This is a genomic window from Desulfurobacterium crinifex (assembly GCF_054656775.1).
Genome location: NZ_BAAHXO010000004.1, coordinates 1,001,693 through 1,019,730 on the forward strand (window position 1 = coordinate 1,001,693; position 18,038 = coordinate 1,019,730).

20 protein-coding genes are annotated in these 18,038 nt (G+C 39.8%); 3 read left to right on the top strand and 17 right to left on the bottom strand.

Features of this window, described 5'->3' with window-relative positions:
• Positions 1–102 precede the first annotated feature (102 nt).
• Together ACYQ3A_RS07265 and lpxC are read left to right on the top strand one after the other, a co-directional pair.
• Entirely contained in the window at positions 103–1,743 is a 1,641-nt protein-coding gene (locus tag ACYQ3A_RS07265; protein ID WP_459896545.1) for a radical SAM protein, read from the top strand.
• 90 nt (positions 1,744–1,833) lie between these two features.
• Positions 1,834–2,754: a UDP-3-O-acyl-N-acetylglucosamine deacetylase gene (gene lpxC, locus ACYQ3A_RS07270; RefSeq protein WP_459896546.1), complete on the top strand. Its 921-nt coding sequence runs from the start codon at positions 1,834–1,836 to the stop codon at positions 2,752–2,754.
• A gap of 133 nt (positions 2,755–2,887) precedes the next feature.
• Here lpxC and ACYQ3A_RS07275 read toward each other — a convergent pair whose 3' ends face one another.
• The 17 genes from ACYQ3A_RS07275 to fabF form a co-directional block, all read right to left on the bottom strand.
• Positions 2,888–4,528, bottom strand: a complete 1,641-nt coding sequence (locus ACYQ3A_RS07275; RefSeq protein WP_459896547.1) for a hypothetical protein — start codon at positions 4,526–4,528, stop codon at positions 2,888–2,890.
• Positions 4,525–5,781, bottom strand: coding sequence for an MBL fold metallo-hydrolase (locus tag ACYQ3A_RS07280; protein WP_459896549.1), 1,257 nt, complete (start codon positions 5,779–5,781; stop codon positions 4,525–4,527). The genes ACYQ3A_RS07275 and ACYQ3A_RS07280 overlap by 4 nt, the downstream gene beginning before the upstream one ends.
• A 14-nt stretch (positions 5,782–5,795) precedes the next feature.
• The gene (locus tag ACYQ3A_RS07285; RefSeq protein ID WP_459896550.1) at positions 5,796–6,254 is read right to left on the bottom strand and encodes a YbhB/YbcL family Raf kinase inhibitor-like protein; all 459 of its coding nucleotides are present in this window, start codon (positions 6,252–6,254) and stop codon (positions 5,796–5,798) included.
• Positions 6,255–6,282: 28 nt separating this feature from the next.
• A complete protein-coding gene (amrS, locus tag ACYQ3A_RS07290) occupies positions 6,283–7,284 on the bottom strand; it encodes an AmmeMemoRadiSam system radical SAM enzyme (RefSeq protein ID WP_459896551.1) in 1,002 nt (333 codons plus the stop codon).
• A 216-nt stretch (positions 7,285–7,500) separates the two neighbouring features.
• On the bottom strand, positions 7,501–8,823 hold the full coding sequence (gene purB / locus ACYQ3A_RS07295; RefSeq protein ID WP_459896552.1) for an adenylosuccinate lyase: 1,323 nt from the start codon (positions 8,821–8,823) through the stop codon (positions 7,501–7,503).
• Positions 8,824–8,854: 31 nt separating this feature from the next.
• Entirely contained in the window at positions 8,855–9,376 is a 522-nt protein-coding gene (locus ACYQ3A_RS07300) for an archaemetzincin family Zn-dependent metalloprotease (protein ID WP_459896554.1), read from the bottom strand.
• 10 nt (positions 9,377–9,386) lie between these two features.
• Complete coding sequence (gene hslO / locus ACYQ3A_RS07305; RefSeq protein ID WP_459896555.1) at positions 9,387–10,385, bottom strand: Hsp33 family molecular chaperone HslO; 999 nt, start codon at positions 10,383–10,385, stop codon at positions 9,387–9,389.
• Positions 10,375–10,905, bottom strand: coding sequence for an NTPase (locus ACYQ3A_RS07310; RefSeq protein ID WP_459896556.1), 531 nt, complete (start codon positions 10,903–10,905; stop codon positions 10,375–10,377). The genes hslO and ACYQ3A_RS07310 overlap by 11 nt, the downstream gene beginning before the upstream one ends.
• Positions 10,902–11,708 carry an MBL fold metallo-hydrolase gene (locus tag ACYQ3A_RS07315; protein WP_459896557.1) on the bottom strand — a complete coding sequence of 269 codons (807 nt, stop codon included), beginning with the start codon at positions 11,706–11,708 and terminating at the stop codon, positions 10,902–10,904. Before ACYQ3A_RS07315 ends, ACYQ3A_RS07310 begins: the two co-directional genes overlap by 4 nt.
• Positions 11,705–12,481 carry an acyl-ACP--UDP-N-acetylglucosamine O-acyltransferase gene (gene lpxA / locus ACYQ3A_RS07320; RefSeq protein ID WP_459896558.1) on the bottom strand — a complete coding sequence of 259 codons (777 nt, stop codon included), beginning with the start codon at positions 12,479–12,481 and terminating at the stop codon, positions 11,705–11,707. The genes ACYQ3A_RS07315 and lpxA overlap by 4 nt, the downstream gene beginning before the upstream one ends.
• The gene (gene fabZ, locus ACYQ3A_RS07325) at positions 12,481–12,918 is read right to left on the bottom strand and encodes a 3-hydroxyacyl-ACP dehydratase FabZ (RefSeq protein ID WP_459896559.1); all 438 of its coding nucleotides are present in this window, start codon (positions 12,916–12,918) and stop codon (positions 12,481–12,483) included. The genes lpxA and fabZ overlap by 1 nt, the downstream gene beginning before the upstream one ends.
• Positions 12,919–12,934: 16 nt before the next feature.
• A complete protein-coding gene (gene ispF / locus ACYQ3A_RS07330; protein ID WP_459896560.1) occupies positions 12,935–13,417 on the bottom strand; it encodes a 2-C-methyl-D-erythritol 2,4-cyclodiphosphate synthase in 483 nt (160 codons plus the stop codon).
• On the bottom strand, positions 13,418–14,119 hold the full coding sequence (locus ACYQ3A_RS07335; protein ID WP_459896561.1) for a response regulator: 702 nt from the start codon (positions 14,117–14,119) through the stop codon (positions 13,418–13,420).
• Positions 14,116–14,814 carry a hypothetical protein gene (locus tag ACYQ3A_RS07340; RefSeq protein ID WP_459896562.1) on the bottom strand — a complete coding sequence of 233 codons (699 nt, stop codon included), beginning with the start codon at positions 14,812–14,814 and terminating at the stop codon, positions 14,116–14,118. The genes ACYQ3A_RS07335 and ACYQ3A_RS07340 overlap by 4 nt, the downstream gene beginning before the upstream one ends.
• A 17-nt stretch (positions 14,815–14,831) precedes the next feature.
• Entirely contained in the window at positions 14,832–15,383 is a 552-nt protein-coding gene (locus tag ACYQ3A_RS07345) for a Maf family protein (RefSeq protein WP_459897440.1), read from the bottom strand.
• 1 nt (position 15,384) lies between these two features.
• The gene (gene rnc / locus ACYQ3A_RS07350) at positions 15,385–16,089 is read right to left on the bottom strand and encodes a ribonuclease III (protein ID WP_459896563.1); all 705 of its coding nucleotides are present in this window, start codon (positions 16,087–16,089) and stop codon (positions 15,385–15,387) included.
• A 2-nt stretch (positions 16,090–16,091) separates the two neighbouring features.
• A complete protein-coding gene (fabF, locus tag ACYQ3A_RS07355) occupies positions 16,092–17,324 on the bottom strand; it encodes a beta-ketoacyl-ACP synthase II (RefSeq protein WP_459896564.1) in 1,233 nt (410 codons plus the stop codon).
• A gap of 86 nt (positions 17,325–17,410) precedes the next feature.
• Here fabF and ACYQ3A_RS07360 point away from each other — a divergent pair, with 86 nt between their 5' ends.
• The gene (locus ACYQ3A_RS07360) at positions 17,411–18,031 is read left to right on the top strand and encodes a bacterio-opsin activator (RefSeq protein WP_459896566.1); all 621 of its coding nucleotides are present in this window, start codon (positions 17,411–17,413) and stop codon (positions 18,029–18,031) included.
• Positions 18,032–18,038 lie beyond the last annotated feature (7 nt).

An 18,038-nucleotide genomic window follows, 5' to 3' on the forward strand; every position in this document is an offset into this window, starting at 1 on the left:
CTACTCTTGCGGCTTTCAGCCCTTTTTATTTTTAATATAAAGTTTCCAAATTTTAACTTTTGAACTATTTTATCTTTGATTTCAAATCAAATTGGGAGATTTATGTCTGAAATTATCCTAATAAATGAGTGTAACCATTTACAGTTAAATCCAGACGATTTAACAATTTGCCTGGTTTATCCTGGAGAAACAAGAGTAGGGCTTTCAAGCCTTGCTGTTCACAGAATATACTCTCTCATCAATTCCATAGAAGGTGTAAGTTGTGACCTCTTTTTTATAGATTCAGATTCCTCTTACTTTCTTGGAAAAGAACTTAAAGAGTTTGATGTTGTAGCTTTCTCCATTACGTATGAAGACCATCTGTTTACAGTCGCTTCTATTCTTCATAGAGAAGGAATTCCCCCTCTGAGAGAGGAAAGGGAAAAAGAAAAAATTTATCCACTAATTTTTGGAGGAGGAATAGGTCTTTTCTACAACCCTGCACCTTTTATGCCTATCTTTGACGTCATTTATCTGGGAGAGGCTGAGGGACGGCTTGAAGAAGTAATTAAAGAAATGGTAGTATCCGGAGGAGAACCAGAAACCCTAAATAAGTTTGACAATGTAGTAGTAAGTAAAAAGTACCAGTTTTTCTACAATGGCGAACTTGTAGAGAAAATCATTGGTGAGAGAAAGAGAATTTTCAGATCTCCAATCTTTCCAAAAACTTTTTCCCACTCCTGTTTTCTCTCTGGAGATATTACTTTTAAAGATATGTTTCTAATTGAGCTTAACAGGGGCTGTATAGAAAAGTGCCGTTTCTGTGTGGCAACTTACATGGGACTTCCATTCAGAGAAAAGGAAATAGAAGTTGTAGAAAAAGAGATTGAGATAGCATCTAAGTATGGAAACAAGGTAGGACTTATTGGAGCAGGCGTAACAGACTACTCTAAAATGGAAGAACTCTATAGAATCCTCAGAAAATACAACGTAAAGGCTTCTTTCTCTTCGCTCAAAGCCTCTTCTCCTTCACCTTACATTTTCAAAATCATTGAGGAATCAGAACAGAAAACTGTAACGATCGCCCCAGAAGCCGGAAGTGAATCTCTCAGATATGCAGTAAACAAGAAAGTTCCGGATGAGAAATACTTCTCTTTTGCTGAGAAAGCTCTTCAACATGGTGCAGAGAACTTAAAACTCTACTTCCTTATTGGTCTTCCCGGAGAATCGGAAGAGGATTTGAAAGGAATCGTTGATATGACGAAAGTATTCAGGGAAATTGCACTTAAATACTGGAAAGAGAGAGGAAAAACTGGTGAGATTCACCTGAGTGTGAATCCTGTCATAGCAAAACCTTTCACCCCTTTTCAGTGGTATGGAATGAACTCTAAATCTGAAATTGAAAGGAGAATAAAGTTTCTTAAAAAAGCACTCAGTAAAATTCCAAATGTGAAATTCACTCATGAAAATGTCAAGAAAGCTATTCTTCAAGCTATTGTCTCACGTGGAGATACAAGAGTAGGAGAAGCTGCCATCGAATCCGCCATCCACGGAGTAAATTTCCGTAAAGCCTTAAAGGAAAGAGGCTTGAGGTTTGACAATCTCTACACCCGTGAAAGGGAAAAAGATGAAGTATTCCCGTGGGACATAGTAGAAAGTGGAATACGAAGAGATTATCTCTGGAGAGAATATCAGAATACCTTTGAGAGAAAGTCCACTCCAACCTGTTTCCCAGGATGCAAGGTGTGTGGTCTCTGTGACTAATGCAATTTTGCAAAAAGTTTCCCATAGAATTTAGAAATTTTTCACATTCCTAAACTATAATCCTCAGTGAACGATTACCAGGAGAGGCAGATGCAGGTTTTTCAGAGAACAATCAACAGGGAAATACATTTTAGTGGGATAGGACTTCACACAGGAAGAAAGGTAAACGTGAGGCTTACTCCTGCACCTCCGGATACTGGAATAGTATTCATTAGGACAGACATTCCCGGTTCTCCGTCGATAAAAGCTTCTCCAGAATACCTATCAAGGCTTTTCTATGCAACAAACCTTTCAAACGGAGAAATCTGTGTTCAAACTGTTGAACATCTGATGGCAGCTCTTTCTGCATTTGGAATAGATAATCTCTTTGTTTACCTTGATTCTGAGGAACTTCCCATCCTTGACGGAAGCTCGGCTCCTTACATTTACCTGTTTGAAGAATTCGGAGTAAAAAAACAGCCGAAAAAGAGAAAGTATCTGAGGCTTACAAGAGAGATATCTATTGAGCACGATAACAAGAGGATTAAAGCTGAACCTTCCGATAGACTTGTAATAGATAATACAATCTCCTTTGACCATACATACAAAAAAGTCAGATATCAGAGACTTGTTTACACCCATAACCTTGAAAACTTCAAGGAGATCTCTAAGGCAAGAACATTCTGTTTCTCCCATGAGGTTGAAGCACTGAGAGCTGCTGGTCTTGCAAAAGGTGGAAGTCTTGAAAACGCAATAGTTATAGATAAGTACGATATTTTGAACGAAACAGGACTCAGAATGGATAACGAATTTGTAGCCCACAAAACACTTGACCTCGTGGGAGACCTTTACATTTTAGGATACCCCCTACTTGCAAAGATAACGGCTTACCGTACCGGTCATGCATTGAACGCTGCTTTAGTTAAAGCCGTTTATCAGGAAAAGGCTTACGAAGTGGTTGAGTTTGAAGCTGAAGAAAGAGAAACCCTATCTCCTCTCCTTGCAGATGAAGAAGCTTACGGAATTAATTAGAAAATATCTTGTTCAGATAGCGATAACCATCTTCTTCATATTGGTGGTTCTCTTTATTCCCGTTTTAAGAGAGAGTGTTCCGATAAACTACCCGCTAAGGATTCTTTCCCTTCGATGTATGATCTTAAACACCTTAATTTTCCCGCTCTTCTTCATCTTCAAAAGAAGAGAGTACAGCATTCTTTCTGCATTCCCTGGAATCGGGCTTGTTTCCTCTGTAGCCTATTACTTCACTGGAAATAAGTTTTTTCTCCCCCTCTGTCTCTCTTCTACAATTACAGCCGTCATTTCCACGGCCTTCCTCGCCTTTGTAACGATAAAAGTCAAGTTTAAAGATTGACTCAACTGCTGTTCTGATGAAGTTTCTCTCACCTTCTGTCAGTTTTTTGTCTCTGATGTAGGTTAAAAGGAGGGGAAGGAAGACCTTAAATCTTTCATCTTTTATCCTGTCTGCAAACCTGTAACAGAAGTAGAGAATATTCATCTTTGTTTCAAAGGGTAGAAACCAGTTAAACGCCTTATCTACCATCTCGTCAAGAACTTTTTGAAAGAGCTCCCCTGGAATATCAACCTTAGAGAGAGCAGCTATAGCGTAGTTGAGATAGAATATGTCTTCCCTGGTTCTGTAAGTACTTCTCTTCAGAATGGAAAGAAGTTCAAAGATAAACTGTTCTTTTTCTCTATCATCAAGCTGATTCTCTGTTAACCTCTCTATCAGGAAAATCCCTCTCAAATCCTGTCTATTGTAGTATTTTCTTAGAAGTAGAATATCAGCCTCTTCTTCCGGACTTGCATCTGGAGTTTTAAAGTTCAAAGCTCTGCTGTCTGCTGGAAAGTCCACCTTTTTAACGGAAACCTTAAAAACCGGGTTAACAACAGATAGATTAAGGAATTCCTTTTCATCAATTTCTTGAACTGGAATGGGGAAAATCCTTTGAAGGACCTCCTTAAAAGGAAAAGTAAGCCTTCCTATTAGAACAGCACTCCTAACAGGCGGTCTCTCTTTAAAAATCTCCTCGTAGTTGTAGAGTGATAAAACGATAGAAGAAGCAATATCTACAGGTTTCTCAATAAAATCTCCATAGTTTGAGAACCCTGTATAGGGCGAAATAGCTAAAAAGATCTCTTCAGCAGAAATCGATCTTCCGTAACCAAGCTCTTCCAGGAAAAATTCCCTTCTGCCTTTAAAAAGGATCTGTCCTGCAAGACCTCTGAACCTATCAAGGAGCACTCCTCTCAATCCACTCTTTCTAAGGTCTCTGTTGGATAACCCCTTTTCAACTAAAAACCTGTTAAAAAGGTAACTACCCAGAATATCAACAAAGTGGTACTCCCCAAGAGGCAGAATAGCTAAAAGCTTTCCTCCTATAGAGACTGAAGTTCTTCTATAACCAACATTTACAACGATTGTTTCAGGAGAAAAGAAGTTAAAATCGTAATAGATGGAGAATCTTCTATTGAAGGAGTTCTTAAAGAGATTTCTGATCAGGAAAGTTGGTTTACCGTAGAGATATCCTGGAAGTATTATCTCTTCAAAGTTCTCTGCTGAAATTGAAAAGAGAGCAAACTCAAGTACGTCAATGGCATCATAAATAACACTACCAAGATATATGTACTCTTTCTGCTCAAGGTTATCCAAGAGTGAAAGGAGCTTCCTTTTAACTTCAACAGGAACCGTTTCGTAATCAACACCTATTTCATTCAGGAACAGGTCTTTTAACCTGAAAGAGCCCTCACTCGAAAAGGAATCTGGATAACCCAAATAGACTCTCAAAACCTTATCACCTCTCTGTTGAATCCGTGATATTTGACCTCTCTTCCAGGATAGCCATGAACGAACACGATTTTCTTTGGAAACAACTTCCCAATCAATTCCTGGAGCTCGTTTCTGTCTGAATGAGCAGAGAAGTGATGTTTTTTCAGTTCACATCTAAAGCTTTTAAAAGTTTCCCTATCGTTGAGAAGTCTGTATCCGAAACTTTCTTCAACCATGTAACCGCTGAAAACTATTGCGCTTTTTCCATTCTTAGCAAGAAAAGATGCATAAACATAAGAGGGAGTTCCCTCCATGAGCATTCCAGAGGTAGAGATTATGCAGTCAGCCTCTCTCAAGTTTTCCTCACAGGCCTCCTTAAAGTCCAGTCCTTCATAAGTAGGTGCTGGCTGAACGTAATAGTTAAAGAGTCTCCTGTTCAGAAGATTTTCGTAAATATTTGAAACTTCCCTTGCAAGGCCATCAACATAGACGGTCATCGGAGGTATTTTCCCCAACCTCATTCCTTCTGTTAGTAGGAGGATGATTTCCTGGGCTCTGCCAAGGGCAAAAACCGGAATCAAAATTTTTCCTTTTCTCTCAATTACTCTTACAACTGTTTCATAGAACTCCTCAACTGCTTTTTCCCTGTTAAATCTCCTGTCTGAATAGTAGTAAGTACTCTCTGTTACAAGGAGATCAACCTCTGAATCGGGAAGTTCTGCCGATCCAACTGTTGACTGTGATTGAAGTGAGATATCTCCAGTGTGATAAATGGATCTTGATTCTCCATACTTTATCAGAACTGAGGCAGCACCAAGTATGTGTCCAGCTGGAAAAAGCTGAATTTCAACATCCTTTATTGTCACTGTATCGTAGAATTCTCTCCTCTCAATCCTTGCCAGAGCTTCATCAAGAAGCCTGTACTCTCTCCACTCATCCAGACTTTTTTCTTTTATGTATCTGACCTTTATCGCATCTTCAACCATGAGGGAGAGAAGCTGGGCAGTTTCATGGGTGGTATAAATTGGAGTTTCTGGATAGAGCGAAGAGAGGATATGAATGCTTCCACAATGATCAACGTGGGCATGGGTAATGAAAATTGCATCGAGCTCAGGAGCAATGCTCTTGAGGAGTTCAAAATCGGGATAAGGCTCTTTAATGTTAAACCTTATCCCCGAATCTACGAGAATCTTAACACCATCCACTATATAGAGATAGGAACTGGCTCCTATCTCATTTCCACCACCAATCGGTATAAGTAAGTTTTCCATGGAGGAGAAATTTATTATCTACCGTAAAGACCCACAAGCTCATCCTGTGTAATTACATGTCCATCAATGGCTTTAAGGAAATCTCCCTTTGAAATTCCTGCCGGAAGTCCAATTGTTGGAACGTCAAGGGCAAAGAGGATGAAGAAGTACCTGTGAGGTCTTCCCGGAGGAGGACAGGGACCGTTGTAACCTATCCTGCCCAACCTGTCTACTCCCTGTTTTATGCCATATTCAAGTTCAGATGCGGGAGGAACATCTTCTGGCAGTCCTTCGAAATTCCCAGGAATGTCGTAAATGATCCAGTGAGTGAAAACTCCGGATGGCGCATCTGGATCGTCCACTATAATGGCAAAACTTTGTGTTTCATCTGGAATGTCAAAGAAGAGAAGCGGTGGAGAAATATCTTCACCATCGCATGTGTATTTGATTGGTATATACTCCCCATTTCCAAATGCTAGACTGAAAAGTCTCATCCTATCCCCCAAATCACTTTACTTTCTATTAAAACACAAAATCAACAGGCCTGCCACATTCTGGACACTTACCGTCCGGATTGAAGAGAACTTCAACGTTGTAGCCAACTCTTCTGACAAGAAGAGCTCCACACTGGGGACAGTAGGTTGATTCCTTCTCTGGTTCAATGACATTCCCGACATAGACGTAGTACAAGTACTCTTTAGTAACATCGTAAGCCATGTCTATAACTTCAAGGGGAGTCGGTGAAGTGCCCATCAGCTTGTAAGCAGGGAAGAACCTTGAGTAATAAATGGGTACATCCTTACCAAGATTTTCTGAAACCCACTTTCCAAACCTTTCAAAATACTCTACGGTGAAACCATCAAAACCTGGAACGATTAACTTTGTCAACTCTAAATGCTTTCCTGCTTTCTTTATCTCTTCACAAACTTCCCAGACATTGGGATTTGGAAAGGATGAAAATCTCAGATAGTAATCCCTATCCATACCTTTCAGGTCAACGTTAAATGCATCTATCAAAGGTAAAAGCTCTCTAAGAGCATTTATGTTTATGTTCCCGTTTGTTACCATAACATTTACAAGTCCAGCTTCTTTCATCTTTTCAGCAGTATCTCTTACATACTCAAACCAGATTATTGGATCGTTATAGGTATAAGCAATACCTATTGAACCGTAGCGTCTTGCATATTCAACAGCCATTTCAGGAGTGAACAGTTGTCTCAGAGTCTCTTGTCTTGCTATCTCCCAGTTCTGACAGGACTTGCAGTCAAGGTTGCAACCGTTTGTCCCAATTGAAAAAATTACAGAACCTGGATAGAAGTGGTAAAGAGGTTTTTTCTCAACTGGATCGTAATTTGCTGACGTTATCTCACTGTAAACGCTCGTGTAGAGCTTTCCCCCCTTATTCTTTCTGACGAGACAAAATCCCTGTCCTCCATCAGGAATTATGCAGCCCCGAGGACATAGGGTGCACTTTACCTTATTTGATTCAAGTGGTTCCCAGTATTTGGCTTCAACAGTAGACATCTCTCCCTCCAGATTCATGTTCTGTTTCTTAATTTAAGTGCTTCTGGAGGGAAAGAACAGCAAGAAAAAAAGGAAGTTAAGACATCTATTAGGTTTTATTTAATTCCCCCAGTTCCCTTTAAACAAAGGGAAAGTGTAATAATTTTCCCACTCCCATTCGAAAAGGAGGAAACTTTATACCCCCCTTACAAAGGGGGGGTATAGTGATAGTTTGAATTACTCTCCGAAGACTCTCTTGAATATGTAGTCAACGTGTTTTGTATGGTAGGAAAGGTCAAAAATCTCTTCAATCTCTTCTTCTGTTAGAACCTTTCTGACTCTCTCATCGGCTTTAAGGAGCTCTTTAAAGTCTGCCCCTTCGTTCCAGACTTTCATTGCGTTTTCCTGAACGATTGCGTAAGAATCCTCTCTTGAAAGTCCACCCTTTTCAATGAGAGTGAGAAGAACTCTCTGGGAGAAAACAAGTCCTCTTAAAAGATTTAAGTTCTTCATCATGTTTTCAGGATAAACTACAAGGTTCTCCATAAGATTCGCAAACTTCTGAAGCATGTAGTCAAGGGCTATGCATGCATCTGGAAAGATTGTTCTCTCTGTTGAGGAGTGGGAAATGTCCCTTTCGTGCCATAATGCTATGTTTTCCATTCCAACAATGGAAGCACTCCTTACAACCCTCGCAAGTCCGCAGAGTCTTTCAGACAGAATTGGATTTCTCTTGTGAGGCATAGCTGATGAACCTTTCTGTCCTTTTCTAAATGGTTCTTCAACTTCCCTAACTTCAGTTCTTTGAAGGTGTCTAATTTCAGTTGCAAACTTTTCAATTGAAGAGGCGGTTAAAGCCATTGCAGTCAGGAATTCAGCGTGTCTATCCCTCTGAACTACCTGGTTTGAAGCCTTTGCGTATCCAATTCCAAGCCTTTCACAGGTCATCTCTTCAACTCTTGGGTCAATGTTTGCAAACGTTCCAACAGCCCCTGAGATCTTTCCAACTGCTGCTCTCATCACAGCAGCCTTTAATCTTTCGTAATTTCTTTTCATTTCGTCATACCAGATGGCAAGCTTTAAACCAAAAGTGATTGGCTCGGCGTGAATTCCGTGAGTTCTACCTATCATAACTGTCATCTTGTGCTCAAAGGCACGCTTCTTTATGGCTTCCATAACTTTTTCAATGTCTTTTAGGAGAAGTTCACCTGCCTGCTTTATCTGAAGGGCAAAGGCTGTGTCGAGCATATCGGAAGAGGTCATTCCAAAGTGGAGGTACTTTGCTTCATCTCCAACTATCTCTTTTATGTAGGTAAGAAAGGCGATAACGTCGTGGTTTGTAACTGCTTCAATCTCATTGATTCTCTCTATGTCAAAATCCTTCTCTCCTTCAAGATAAGGTTTAACTTTTTCTTTAATTTTCTCAACGGCCTCTTTTGGAATCTTTCCAAGCTCTGCCCAGCTTTCAGCTGCTGCAACTTCAACCTTCAACCAGTTTCTCAATTTGTTCTGCTCATCCCAGATAGCTCCCATTTCTGGAAGAGTGTACCTTGGTATCATCAAAACCTCCATCAAATTTGTTTGGGAAATTCTACATTAAGCCAAACTCTTCCATCACAGTGTTCAGTTTTTTCTGACAAAAAGGACAGAAGTCTTCACTCTTTCTATCAGTATCGGCAAGCGAGTTTGAAAAATGCATAACACAGTAAGAGTTTGAACAGTGGGAAAGACCAAAAACGTGTCCCATCTCGTGGGTAATTTCCTTTCTAAACCTCAAAAGGAAAAGTTCTTCATCTTCTGAATAAAGACGTGCATACGAAACGATACAACCTTTAAAGGGCAGGCCAATACCAAAGACAAAGTTCAAGTTATCAGAGTAAATATCGTAAGGTGTAATTCCAGCTGCAAAGAGATGATCTTTCGGTTTTGCGTTCAAAACCTCCTGAAGCAGAGCATCAGCAAGGAGCTGTCCATCTCTAATCCCATAGGCTACCGGTGGAAGGGTTCCCGGGGAAACAGGTTCTAAGTGAAATTTCTTCCTCAATGCTTTTCCCGCCTCATATAGAATTACACCAAGGATTTCACCAATTGGAAAAATTGAACATTTTGTCATCTCAAAACCTTTAGTTGGACTGCTTTTTCCTTTCCTCTAAAATCTTCTCAAGTTCCTCCTTGCTGAAGAAGTACTCTTCGTTACAGAAGTTGCACTTTATAGTAACTCCTCCCTCCTTTATGAGCTCCTTAATTTCACTCTCTGGGAACACCATAATACCTCCCTCCGCAACCTCCTTTGAACACTTACACCTGAAAGAAAGCTCCTTAAGAGCAAGAAGATTTGGAGTAAAGCCTTCAAAGAGCATTTCCACAATCTCTTCTGGTCTTTTACCATCTTTTATCAACGAACTGACAGATGGCATCTTTTTAACGTTTTCTTCAAGCTTTGCTATTGCCGTGTCTGTTGCACCAGGTAGAGGTTGGGCAAAGAATCCTCCAGCAGCTTCAACCTTTCCTGTCTCCCCAACCAGAACACCGAGGGAAACGGCAGATGGTATCTGCTCAGACTTTAGAAGGTAGTAGGCAATATCCTCTGCAATCTCTCCAGAAACAAGAGGAACAGTACTTTCATAAGGTGTTCCAAATCCAAAATCCTTCACAACGGTTAACGTTCCTTTTCCCACAGCTTTCGCTATGTCAAACTTCTTTTTCCCGTTTACCTCCTTAACAAAGGTTGGAACGTCAGGGTTCTGGACAAATCCCCTAACCTCTCCTTTAGCATTGGCTTCAGCAACAACAAGACCTACTGGACCATCTCCCTCTATTCTCAAAAGAATCCTCTGCTCTGTCCCGTGTTTTAGAAGAGAAGTCAATAAGATAGCTCCAGTTAAAGCTCTCCCAAGGATTGCAGTCGCAATTGGAGAGGTTTTATGCCTGAGTCTTGCTATCTCGCACAAGGTTGTTGTCTTTACAACAAAAGCCCTCAGTGCGTCCTCTTTTGTAACAGCAATTACTCCGTAGTCTCTCTCCTGAAAGTAATTCTTCAGGTCGTCCTTGACCTGAGAGGTAAGCTCTTTCATAAGTCTTTCCCTATCTGGAATTCCAATATTCTTTTTCCTATCTTCCATTCTTTTCCTCCAGCAGTTTCATTACTTTATCGGGAATTTCATTTCTGTTTTCCTCTGTAAGAATTAAAACTATAACATCAGAAAAGTTTTTCAGCTTCTTCACAACAGGGTGAATATCCCTAATTGGAATAGTTATTACAAAACTTTTCTTAGACTTCAGAATTGTCTGAATCAGCTTTTCAAATTCTTTCGAGAAGAGCTCCATCTTTCCTATCTCGTCTATCACAAGGATTTTGTCACTCTTTAAAGCTTCTTTGAGGAAGGGAACAACAAATTTTTCAAAACCTCCAACGTTTACTTTGTATTTTCCAACTCGATGTGGAGTTTTGATATTAACAGAGGCAAGGAGTTCCCTTTTCTCATCTGTTCTCACAATTTCAAAACCTTCTCTTTTATTTCCATTTCGGATTTCTTCTGTCCAGAAACCGACTACTTTATCTTTTGACTTTTCCACTATTTTTTTAATGGCTGTAGTCTTTCCAATTCCTGGTCTTCCAGTTAAAGCAATCCTGACACTCATCTCTGCTTAATCACAGTTAACGTTTCAAGGTCAAAAACCATGTTGTCATAAGCTGCAATCACATTTACTCCTGTCTTCTTTGAAATCTCAAGGGCAACTTCCCATGGCTTTACCTTTAGCATGGTTCTTCCAAAGTGAGTGAGAATGGCGACCTTAGGCTTTATCTCACCAATTATTTTCTCTGCATCAACGGCAGAAAGATGGCTTATCCTCGGATTGGGTTCTTTCATTGTAACGTTTAAAATCAACAGATCTTCTGCATCTTTGTACTTTTCCTCTATTCCTTCAAAGTAGGCTGTATCGGATATGTATCCGACTTTCTTCTTCCAATAAAAAACCATTCCATAAGTCTCAACTCCGTGAACATTACGGACAGGGAAAACAACTTTTAAGTTATCCGAAATCGAAAATCCCATCCCTTCTCTTATTATTACTGTTTCTTCAATATTTCCTCTTGTGAATTGAAGTACAACAGGATCTATTTCAATTGCATCCTCAGGACAGAACAGGATCCCCCTCTTCTTCTTTCCTCCAAGAGTCATTGCTTCAAGGATGTGGTTAACGTCGGCACAATGGTCAAGGTGCCTGTGAGAGAGGATAACAACATCAACCCAGTTTGGCTCAAGACCTTTTTTATGAGAGTGAATGAAGGCTCCAGGACCAGGATCAACGTGAATATTGATCCCTTCAAAGTTAAACCAGAGTCCACCAGCCTGTCTCTGAAACCCAAAAGCTACGTATCTGGCTCCAGCAGTTCCAAGGAAAACAAGCTTGTTTAGAACCGTTTCCTTTGTTAACTTCAAGCCGGACAGATTCCTCTCTTGCTATTTCTGATGGAATTGACAAAATCAATAACTTCTGGAATGTCCCCAAACTCCTCCTCCACTCTGTTCAAGGAAACCTGGAGCGGCTCATCAGTCTTGAAAACCATCTCAAAAACGGTAGTAAGTGCCCTTATCGTTTCTCTTGAAAATCCTCTTCTTTTAAGACCAATAATGTTTATTCCCTCAAGTTTTGCTCTATTTCCCTGAGCAACTGTAAAGGGTGGAACGTCTCTGTGAACAGCTGAAGCTCCACCAACCATTGCGTGTTTCCCAATCCTTACAAACTGGTGAATTCCGGAGAGTCCTCCAACAATTGCAAAATCCTCAATGGTTACATGGCCTGCAACCTGAACAGCATTTGCCACAATAACGTTGTTGCCAATCAAACAATCGTGGGCAATGTGAGAGTAAGCCATGAGGAGAACATTATCTCCAATTTTAGTCACCATTCCACCGCCTTCAGTTCCCTTGTGGATGGTTACATATTCCCTGATCTTAACCCTGTTACCGATTACTACTTTTGAGGGTTCACCTTTATACTTGAGATCCTGAGGTTCTACGCCTATACTTGCACCAAATATCGTGCACTCCTCTCCTATTACCGTATCCCCTTCAATTACGGCACCCTGTTTTATGACGGTATTCTTACCGATCTTTACCTGACTTCCTATGTAAGAAAAAGGACCTATAATAACACCTTCATCTAACTCAGCACCTTTTTCAACAACAGCAGTAGGATGAATGGTAACCATTACTTCCTCGCTATCATTGCCATTATTTCAGCTTCGCACACAACGTCTTCTCCAACGTAAGCTATACCTACCATTTTTGAAAGCTTTTTCTTAATGGTTTTTGGTTCTAAGACAAATTTTACAGTATCTCCAGGTCTTACAGGCTTCCTGAAACGTGCCTTGTCTATTCCCATGAAATAGACAACATACTCTTCAGGAGTTAAGTCAAAGGACTTAAACATTAGAACACAGCCCACCTGAGCCATTGCCTCAATGAGAAGAGCTCCCGGCATTATTGGATGCCCTGGAAAGTGTCCCTGAAAGAAAGGTTCATTCATGGTTACATTCTTAATTCCAACGATCCTTTTCTTCGGTTCAAACTCAATGATTTTGTCCACAAGGAGAAAAGGATATCTGTGCGGAACAATCTTCATAATTTCCATTATGTCCATTTCCATACCAATTCCTCCTATCTCATTCCTCTATCTTTCTTAGAAGGACCACAGCTTGAGCAGATATTCCTTCACCTCTTCCCTCAAAACCCAGCTTCTCTGTTGTTGTAGCTTTCACCGAAACTCTATCCACGGGGATCTCCAGCACCTCAGCTATATTCTTTCTCATTTGAAACTTATAAGGACTCAGCTTGGGCTTTTGTGCCACCACTATTGAATCAACATTCTCAACTCTATAACCAGAACTTTTGATTTTTTCATTTACTTTACTTAGAAGTACTAAACTGGATATTCCTCTGTATCTTTCATCACTGTCTGGAAAGTGTTCTCCTATATCTCCAAATGCTAAAGCACCAAGGATTGCATCACATATTGCGTGAACAAGAACATCTGCATCAGAATGTCCTTTCAAACCTTTTTCAAACGGAATTTTAACACCACCAATTATGAGAGAATAACCTTCTTCAAGTCTGTGGACATCGTAGCCTATGCCAATCCTGAACATCTACGCAAGCCTGCTTTTTATGAGCCTTTCTATCTCCTCTCTTATTACCTTTTCTGCAATTTCTGGAACCACTTCCCAGACGATTTCGCGAATTATGTTCTCTATTTCTGGTTTGAGTAATTCCTTTAATTCTTCTTTACTGATTTCTGTTGATGTTGCTACTGTTGAAGTAGATAAAATTTCTTCTTTTACTGGTTGCTCTTCTTGTACTTGTGATAGTTGCTCTGGTTGTACCTCTATTTCTTCTTCTGGTTCAAGCTCTATGATTTCTAACTCTTCCGGTTCGGAAGGAGAAATAGTAGCTTCTTCTGGAAGAACAATTTCCAGTTTTTCTTCCTCCTCATGCTCTACAGTCCTTTCTCCAAGTTCTTCGAGAACTGACAACAGTTCATTAACAGTAAAGGGTTTTTGAAGAACCCTACTTGCTCCGTATGATTTTAACTTTTCCTCATCTAAACCTTCACCTTTGTAGCCTATAACTATGACAGGAAGTCTTTCCTTTACTATACTTGGTAAAACATCCAAAGCACTACCATCCCGAAGTGTCATATCAAGGATAACTACATTCGGTCTTTCTTGGGAAATTTTTTCAACAGCATCTTTTGGTGTGTAAGCGTGTAGAACCTTGATATTCCTTTCTTTTAAAACATTTTCAAAAAGAATGTGCCAGTTCTTCTTGTCATCAGCGAAAAGAATTTTCATCTCTTAGCTCCTTCTATTTCCTTTCTAATAGTAGAAAGTACAAGTACCAGTTCCTTAGATGTAAGCGCTTGCTTATCAAGATCTTTCAGTAGTTCGTTTTTATCTTTTTCTTGGAGAGAGTTAGCGAAAGCTATAAGTTCGTCTTTTACAGCCCTTGCATTGATTTCCTTAGCTAAGGTTATAGCTGAATTAATAGCATCGATTAGATGTGTCAAATCAACTTTTACTTCTTTTTTTTCTTTTTCATTCTGCATTAAAGACTGAATGTCTGTTCTAATAATGATTAGGTTATCCTTAACTTGGGTTAAAAGTGATTGGTCAATGGAAGGTAAAGAAAGTTTGATGCCTTTTAAAGACTGTTTGGCTTTTTCAAAAGCTTGAATACTACCATTTGAAAGTTGAAGTCCATTTAATTCCTGTTGTAGACTATCCAGCTCTTTATATAGTTCATTTACTTTTCTTTCTATTTCACTAATAGAAGCTTTTGAAAATTCAGAGAATTTGGTCTTAACTTCTTCTGTCAATCCTTCTATCTTTGAGGAAAGGAGGGAAATTTTTTCATCAACTTTTATATTTTCTATTGCCTCCTTTTTATCCTCTCCTTTATGGGATGATTTGCCAATGAAAAAGCCTATCAAGATACCTACTGCTCCAAAGCTTACAGCAACAATAAGTGTTATAACTCCTAAATCCATATCCCCACCCTTTAAGTTTAAGTTTCTAAACTAATTATATCGTAAATACGATTTATGGGTAACCCCATGACATTAAAGAAGTCTCCCTCTATTTTCTCAATAAACAGAGCACCAATTCCCTGAATTCCATAAGCACCAGCTTTGTCAAGAGGTTCTCCTGTAGAAACGTACCACTCTATTTCAGAAAGAGATAACCTCTTGAACTTAACTTTGCTCTCTTCATAGGAACTTACTAATTTTCCATTTGGAAAACGAAGAGAAAAACCTGTTATAACTGTATGCCATCTTCCTGAGAGCCGTTTTAGGAATTCTATGGCTTCCTTTTCACTTTTTGGTTTTCCAAGGATTTTATTGTCAAGAACAACTATTGTATCGGCAGCAAGTGCAATTTCTTCTTTCTGTTCATCTTTTACACTAAGTACTTTCTTCTCAGCATTTTTCACCGCTGTTTCAATAGGTGAAAGAAGTATTTCTTCCTCAACAGAAGCCTTTAAAACCCTAAAGGGAATACCAACCATTGAAAGGATCTCTCTTCTTCTGGGAGAAGAAGAAACAAGAAGTATCTTAATATCACTTATTCTCATCTATAACTCCTAAAACTTTTAACATCTCTTTTGCAGCCTGCTGCTCAGCACTTTTCTTTGACCTTCCTGTAGAAACAGTCTTTAAATCTCTTACTCTGCACTCAACGGTAAAAACCTTTTCGTGTTCAGGTCCCTCCGATTTAATGACTCTATAGTTAGGAACAACTTTGAACTCTTTCTGAGTAACTTCCTGAAGAAGGCTCTTAAAATCCTTATAGGTAACAGCTTTTTCGAGTATTTCCCACATCTTACTAAGGAAGTTTTTCTTGAAAACTTCCCTTGCAGTTTCAAAATCACTGTCAAGATGAATAGCGCCAAAGAGAGATTCAAAAACATCACAGAGTATGGAACTCTTCTTCCTTCCTCCAGAAAGGTGCTCTCCCTTTCCAAGGTAGATATAACTTCCTAAATCAACGGTTTTTGCAAGCTCTGAAAGAGAAGGTTCACTAACAAGATATGCCCTTATTTGGGAGAGCTCTCCCTCTGACTTTGTTGGGAACCGTTTTATGAGCTCCTCACTCACAATGAGTCCTATAACTGCATCTCCAAGAAACTCAAGGACTTCGTAATTTTCTTTCCTATCCTTCTCAAAGGAAAAGGATTTATGTGTCAATGCCTTCCTGAGGAACTCTTTATCCTTAAAGAAATAACCTATCTTTCTTTCGAGCTCTTCAAACCTTCTTTCATCCAAGCCTATACCCTCTTAAGCACGAGACAGGCGTTAGTTCCACCGAATCCAAAGGAGTTCTTCAGGACGTAGTTAACGTCCATCTCAATAGCTTCGTTTGGAACATAATCAAGGTCACATTCTGGATCGGGTTCTTCATAATTGATAGTTGGAGGAATAACACCTGTTTGAAGAGTTAAGACTGAAGCGACGATTTCAACTCCTCCAGCAGCACCAAGGAGGTGGCCTATCATTGATTTTATACTGCTTACTTTCAGCTTGTAAGCGTGGTCTCCAAAAACACTCTTTATGGCCATCGTTTCGTAAAGATCGTTAAACTTCGTTGAGGTTCCATGAGCATTGACATAGTCAATCATATCTGAGGAGATTTTTGCATCTTTTAGAGCGTTTCTTATAGCCCTTGCTGCACCCTCACCGCCGGGGGCTGGAGCTGTCATGTGGTATGCATCACCACTTGTTCCGTATCCCACAATCTCTGCTAAGATTGGAGCTCCCCTTCTCTTTGCATGTTCATATTCCTCAAGAACAACAACGCCTGCACCTTCTCCCATTACAAAACCATCCCTGTTCTTCTCAAAAGGTCTGCTTGCCTTTTCTGGTTCATCATTCCTTGTGGAGAGGGCTCTTGCAGCAGCGAATCCTGCAATACTTAGGGGAGTAATAGCACTTTCTGCACCGCCGGCCACCATAACGTCAGCATCACCGTATTGAATAGTTCTGTAAGCCTCTCCAATAGCATGGGTTCCCGTTGCACAGGCCGTTACAACAGAGATGTTTGGTCCCTTAAAGCCGAACCTGATTGAAACGAGACCAGAAGCCATGTTTATAATCTCCATTGGAACACAGTAAGGAGAAACTCTCTTAGGTCCTTTATTGAGGAGAATGGTATGTTGTTCTTCAATAGTTTTAATTCCTCCAATTCCTGAACCTATTAAAACGCCTACTCTCTCTGGATCAACTTTATCAGTGTCGAGTCCTGCATTCTTCACAGCCTGAACAGCAGCTCCCATCGCATATTGAATAAAGGGATCAGTTCTCCTTACTTCCTTCTTGTCAAAGTACTCAAGAGGATCAAAGTCTTTAACTTCTGCTGCTATCTGAACAGGGAAATCTGAGATATCAAATTTTGATATTTTTGACACTCCTGACTTGCCAGCTGTAATGTTTTCCCAGAAGGTCTTTAGCTCACTTCCAACAGGTGAAACTACACCCAATCCTGTAATTACGACTCTTCTCATGACCTATCTCCCACTCTTGAATTACTAAGTCTTGTGACTTTGAGCGAAATTATATAATAATCGAAAATACCAAAAGGGAGGCTGTCGTGGTTATTCAGGTAGAACCCAAAGAAGTTGATTACGATACCCTTGCACTGAGAGTATTTTTGAAAGCTCTCGAAATTATAGGGGGACCCAGGAAACTTTTTGAATACAGGAATCTTACATGGATCCCCAGCCTTATGGAAGCTGCTTATGCTGTTGTTTTAAAAGAAGAAGGAATGAAAACGGAAGATGAAATTGCAGAATTTATAGGAATAACAAAACAGACCGTAAGAAACATGCTTTCTGCAGATCCTGAACTTGTTATGATGAAACTCCACGGAGAGCTTGAAAGCAAAGAAATTAAGGTTCATACTGCTGGTGGACTTGCAAAACTTGCCTACCAGGAAGTAAAAGCTGGAAGAGACTATGTTCCGTTTGTAGTTTCTGTATGTGAAACATACCTTTCGAAACTCTTAGGGATTGTATGGCCGGTGGAAGTTTTAACTGCCATTAAAGGTATGCATTTCCCAATAGAGGAAGCAGAAAAAGAAGCACTTAAGAGCAGACTTTCTGGTATAAAGGTAAAAGATTTACCAGCGGTAGAACTTGTTGATAGATTGGAGTTTCCAATTAAGAGTCCATCTGATCTCCTTCATAAGTTGAGCGAAGCTGTAAAAGGTTAAAAAAGAA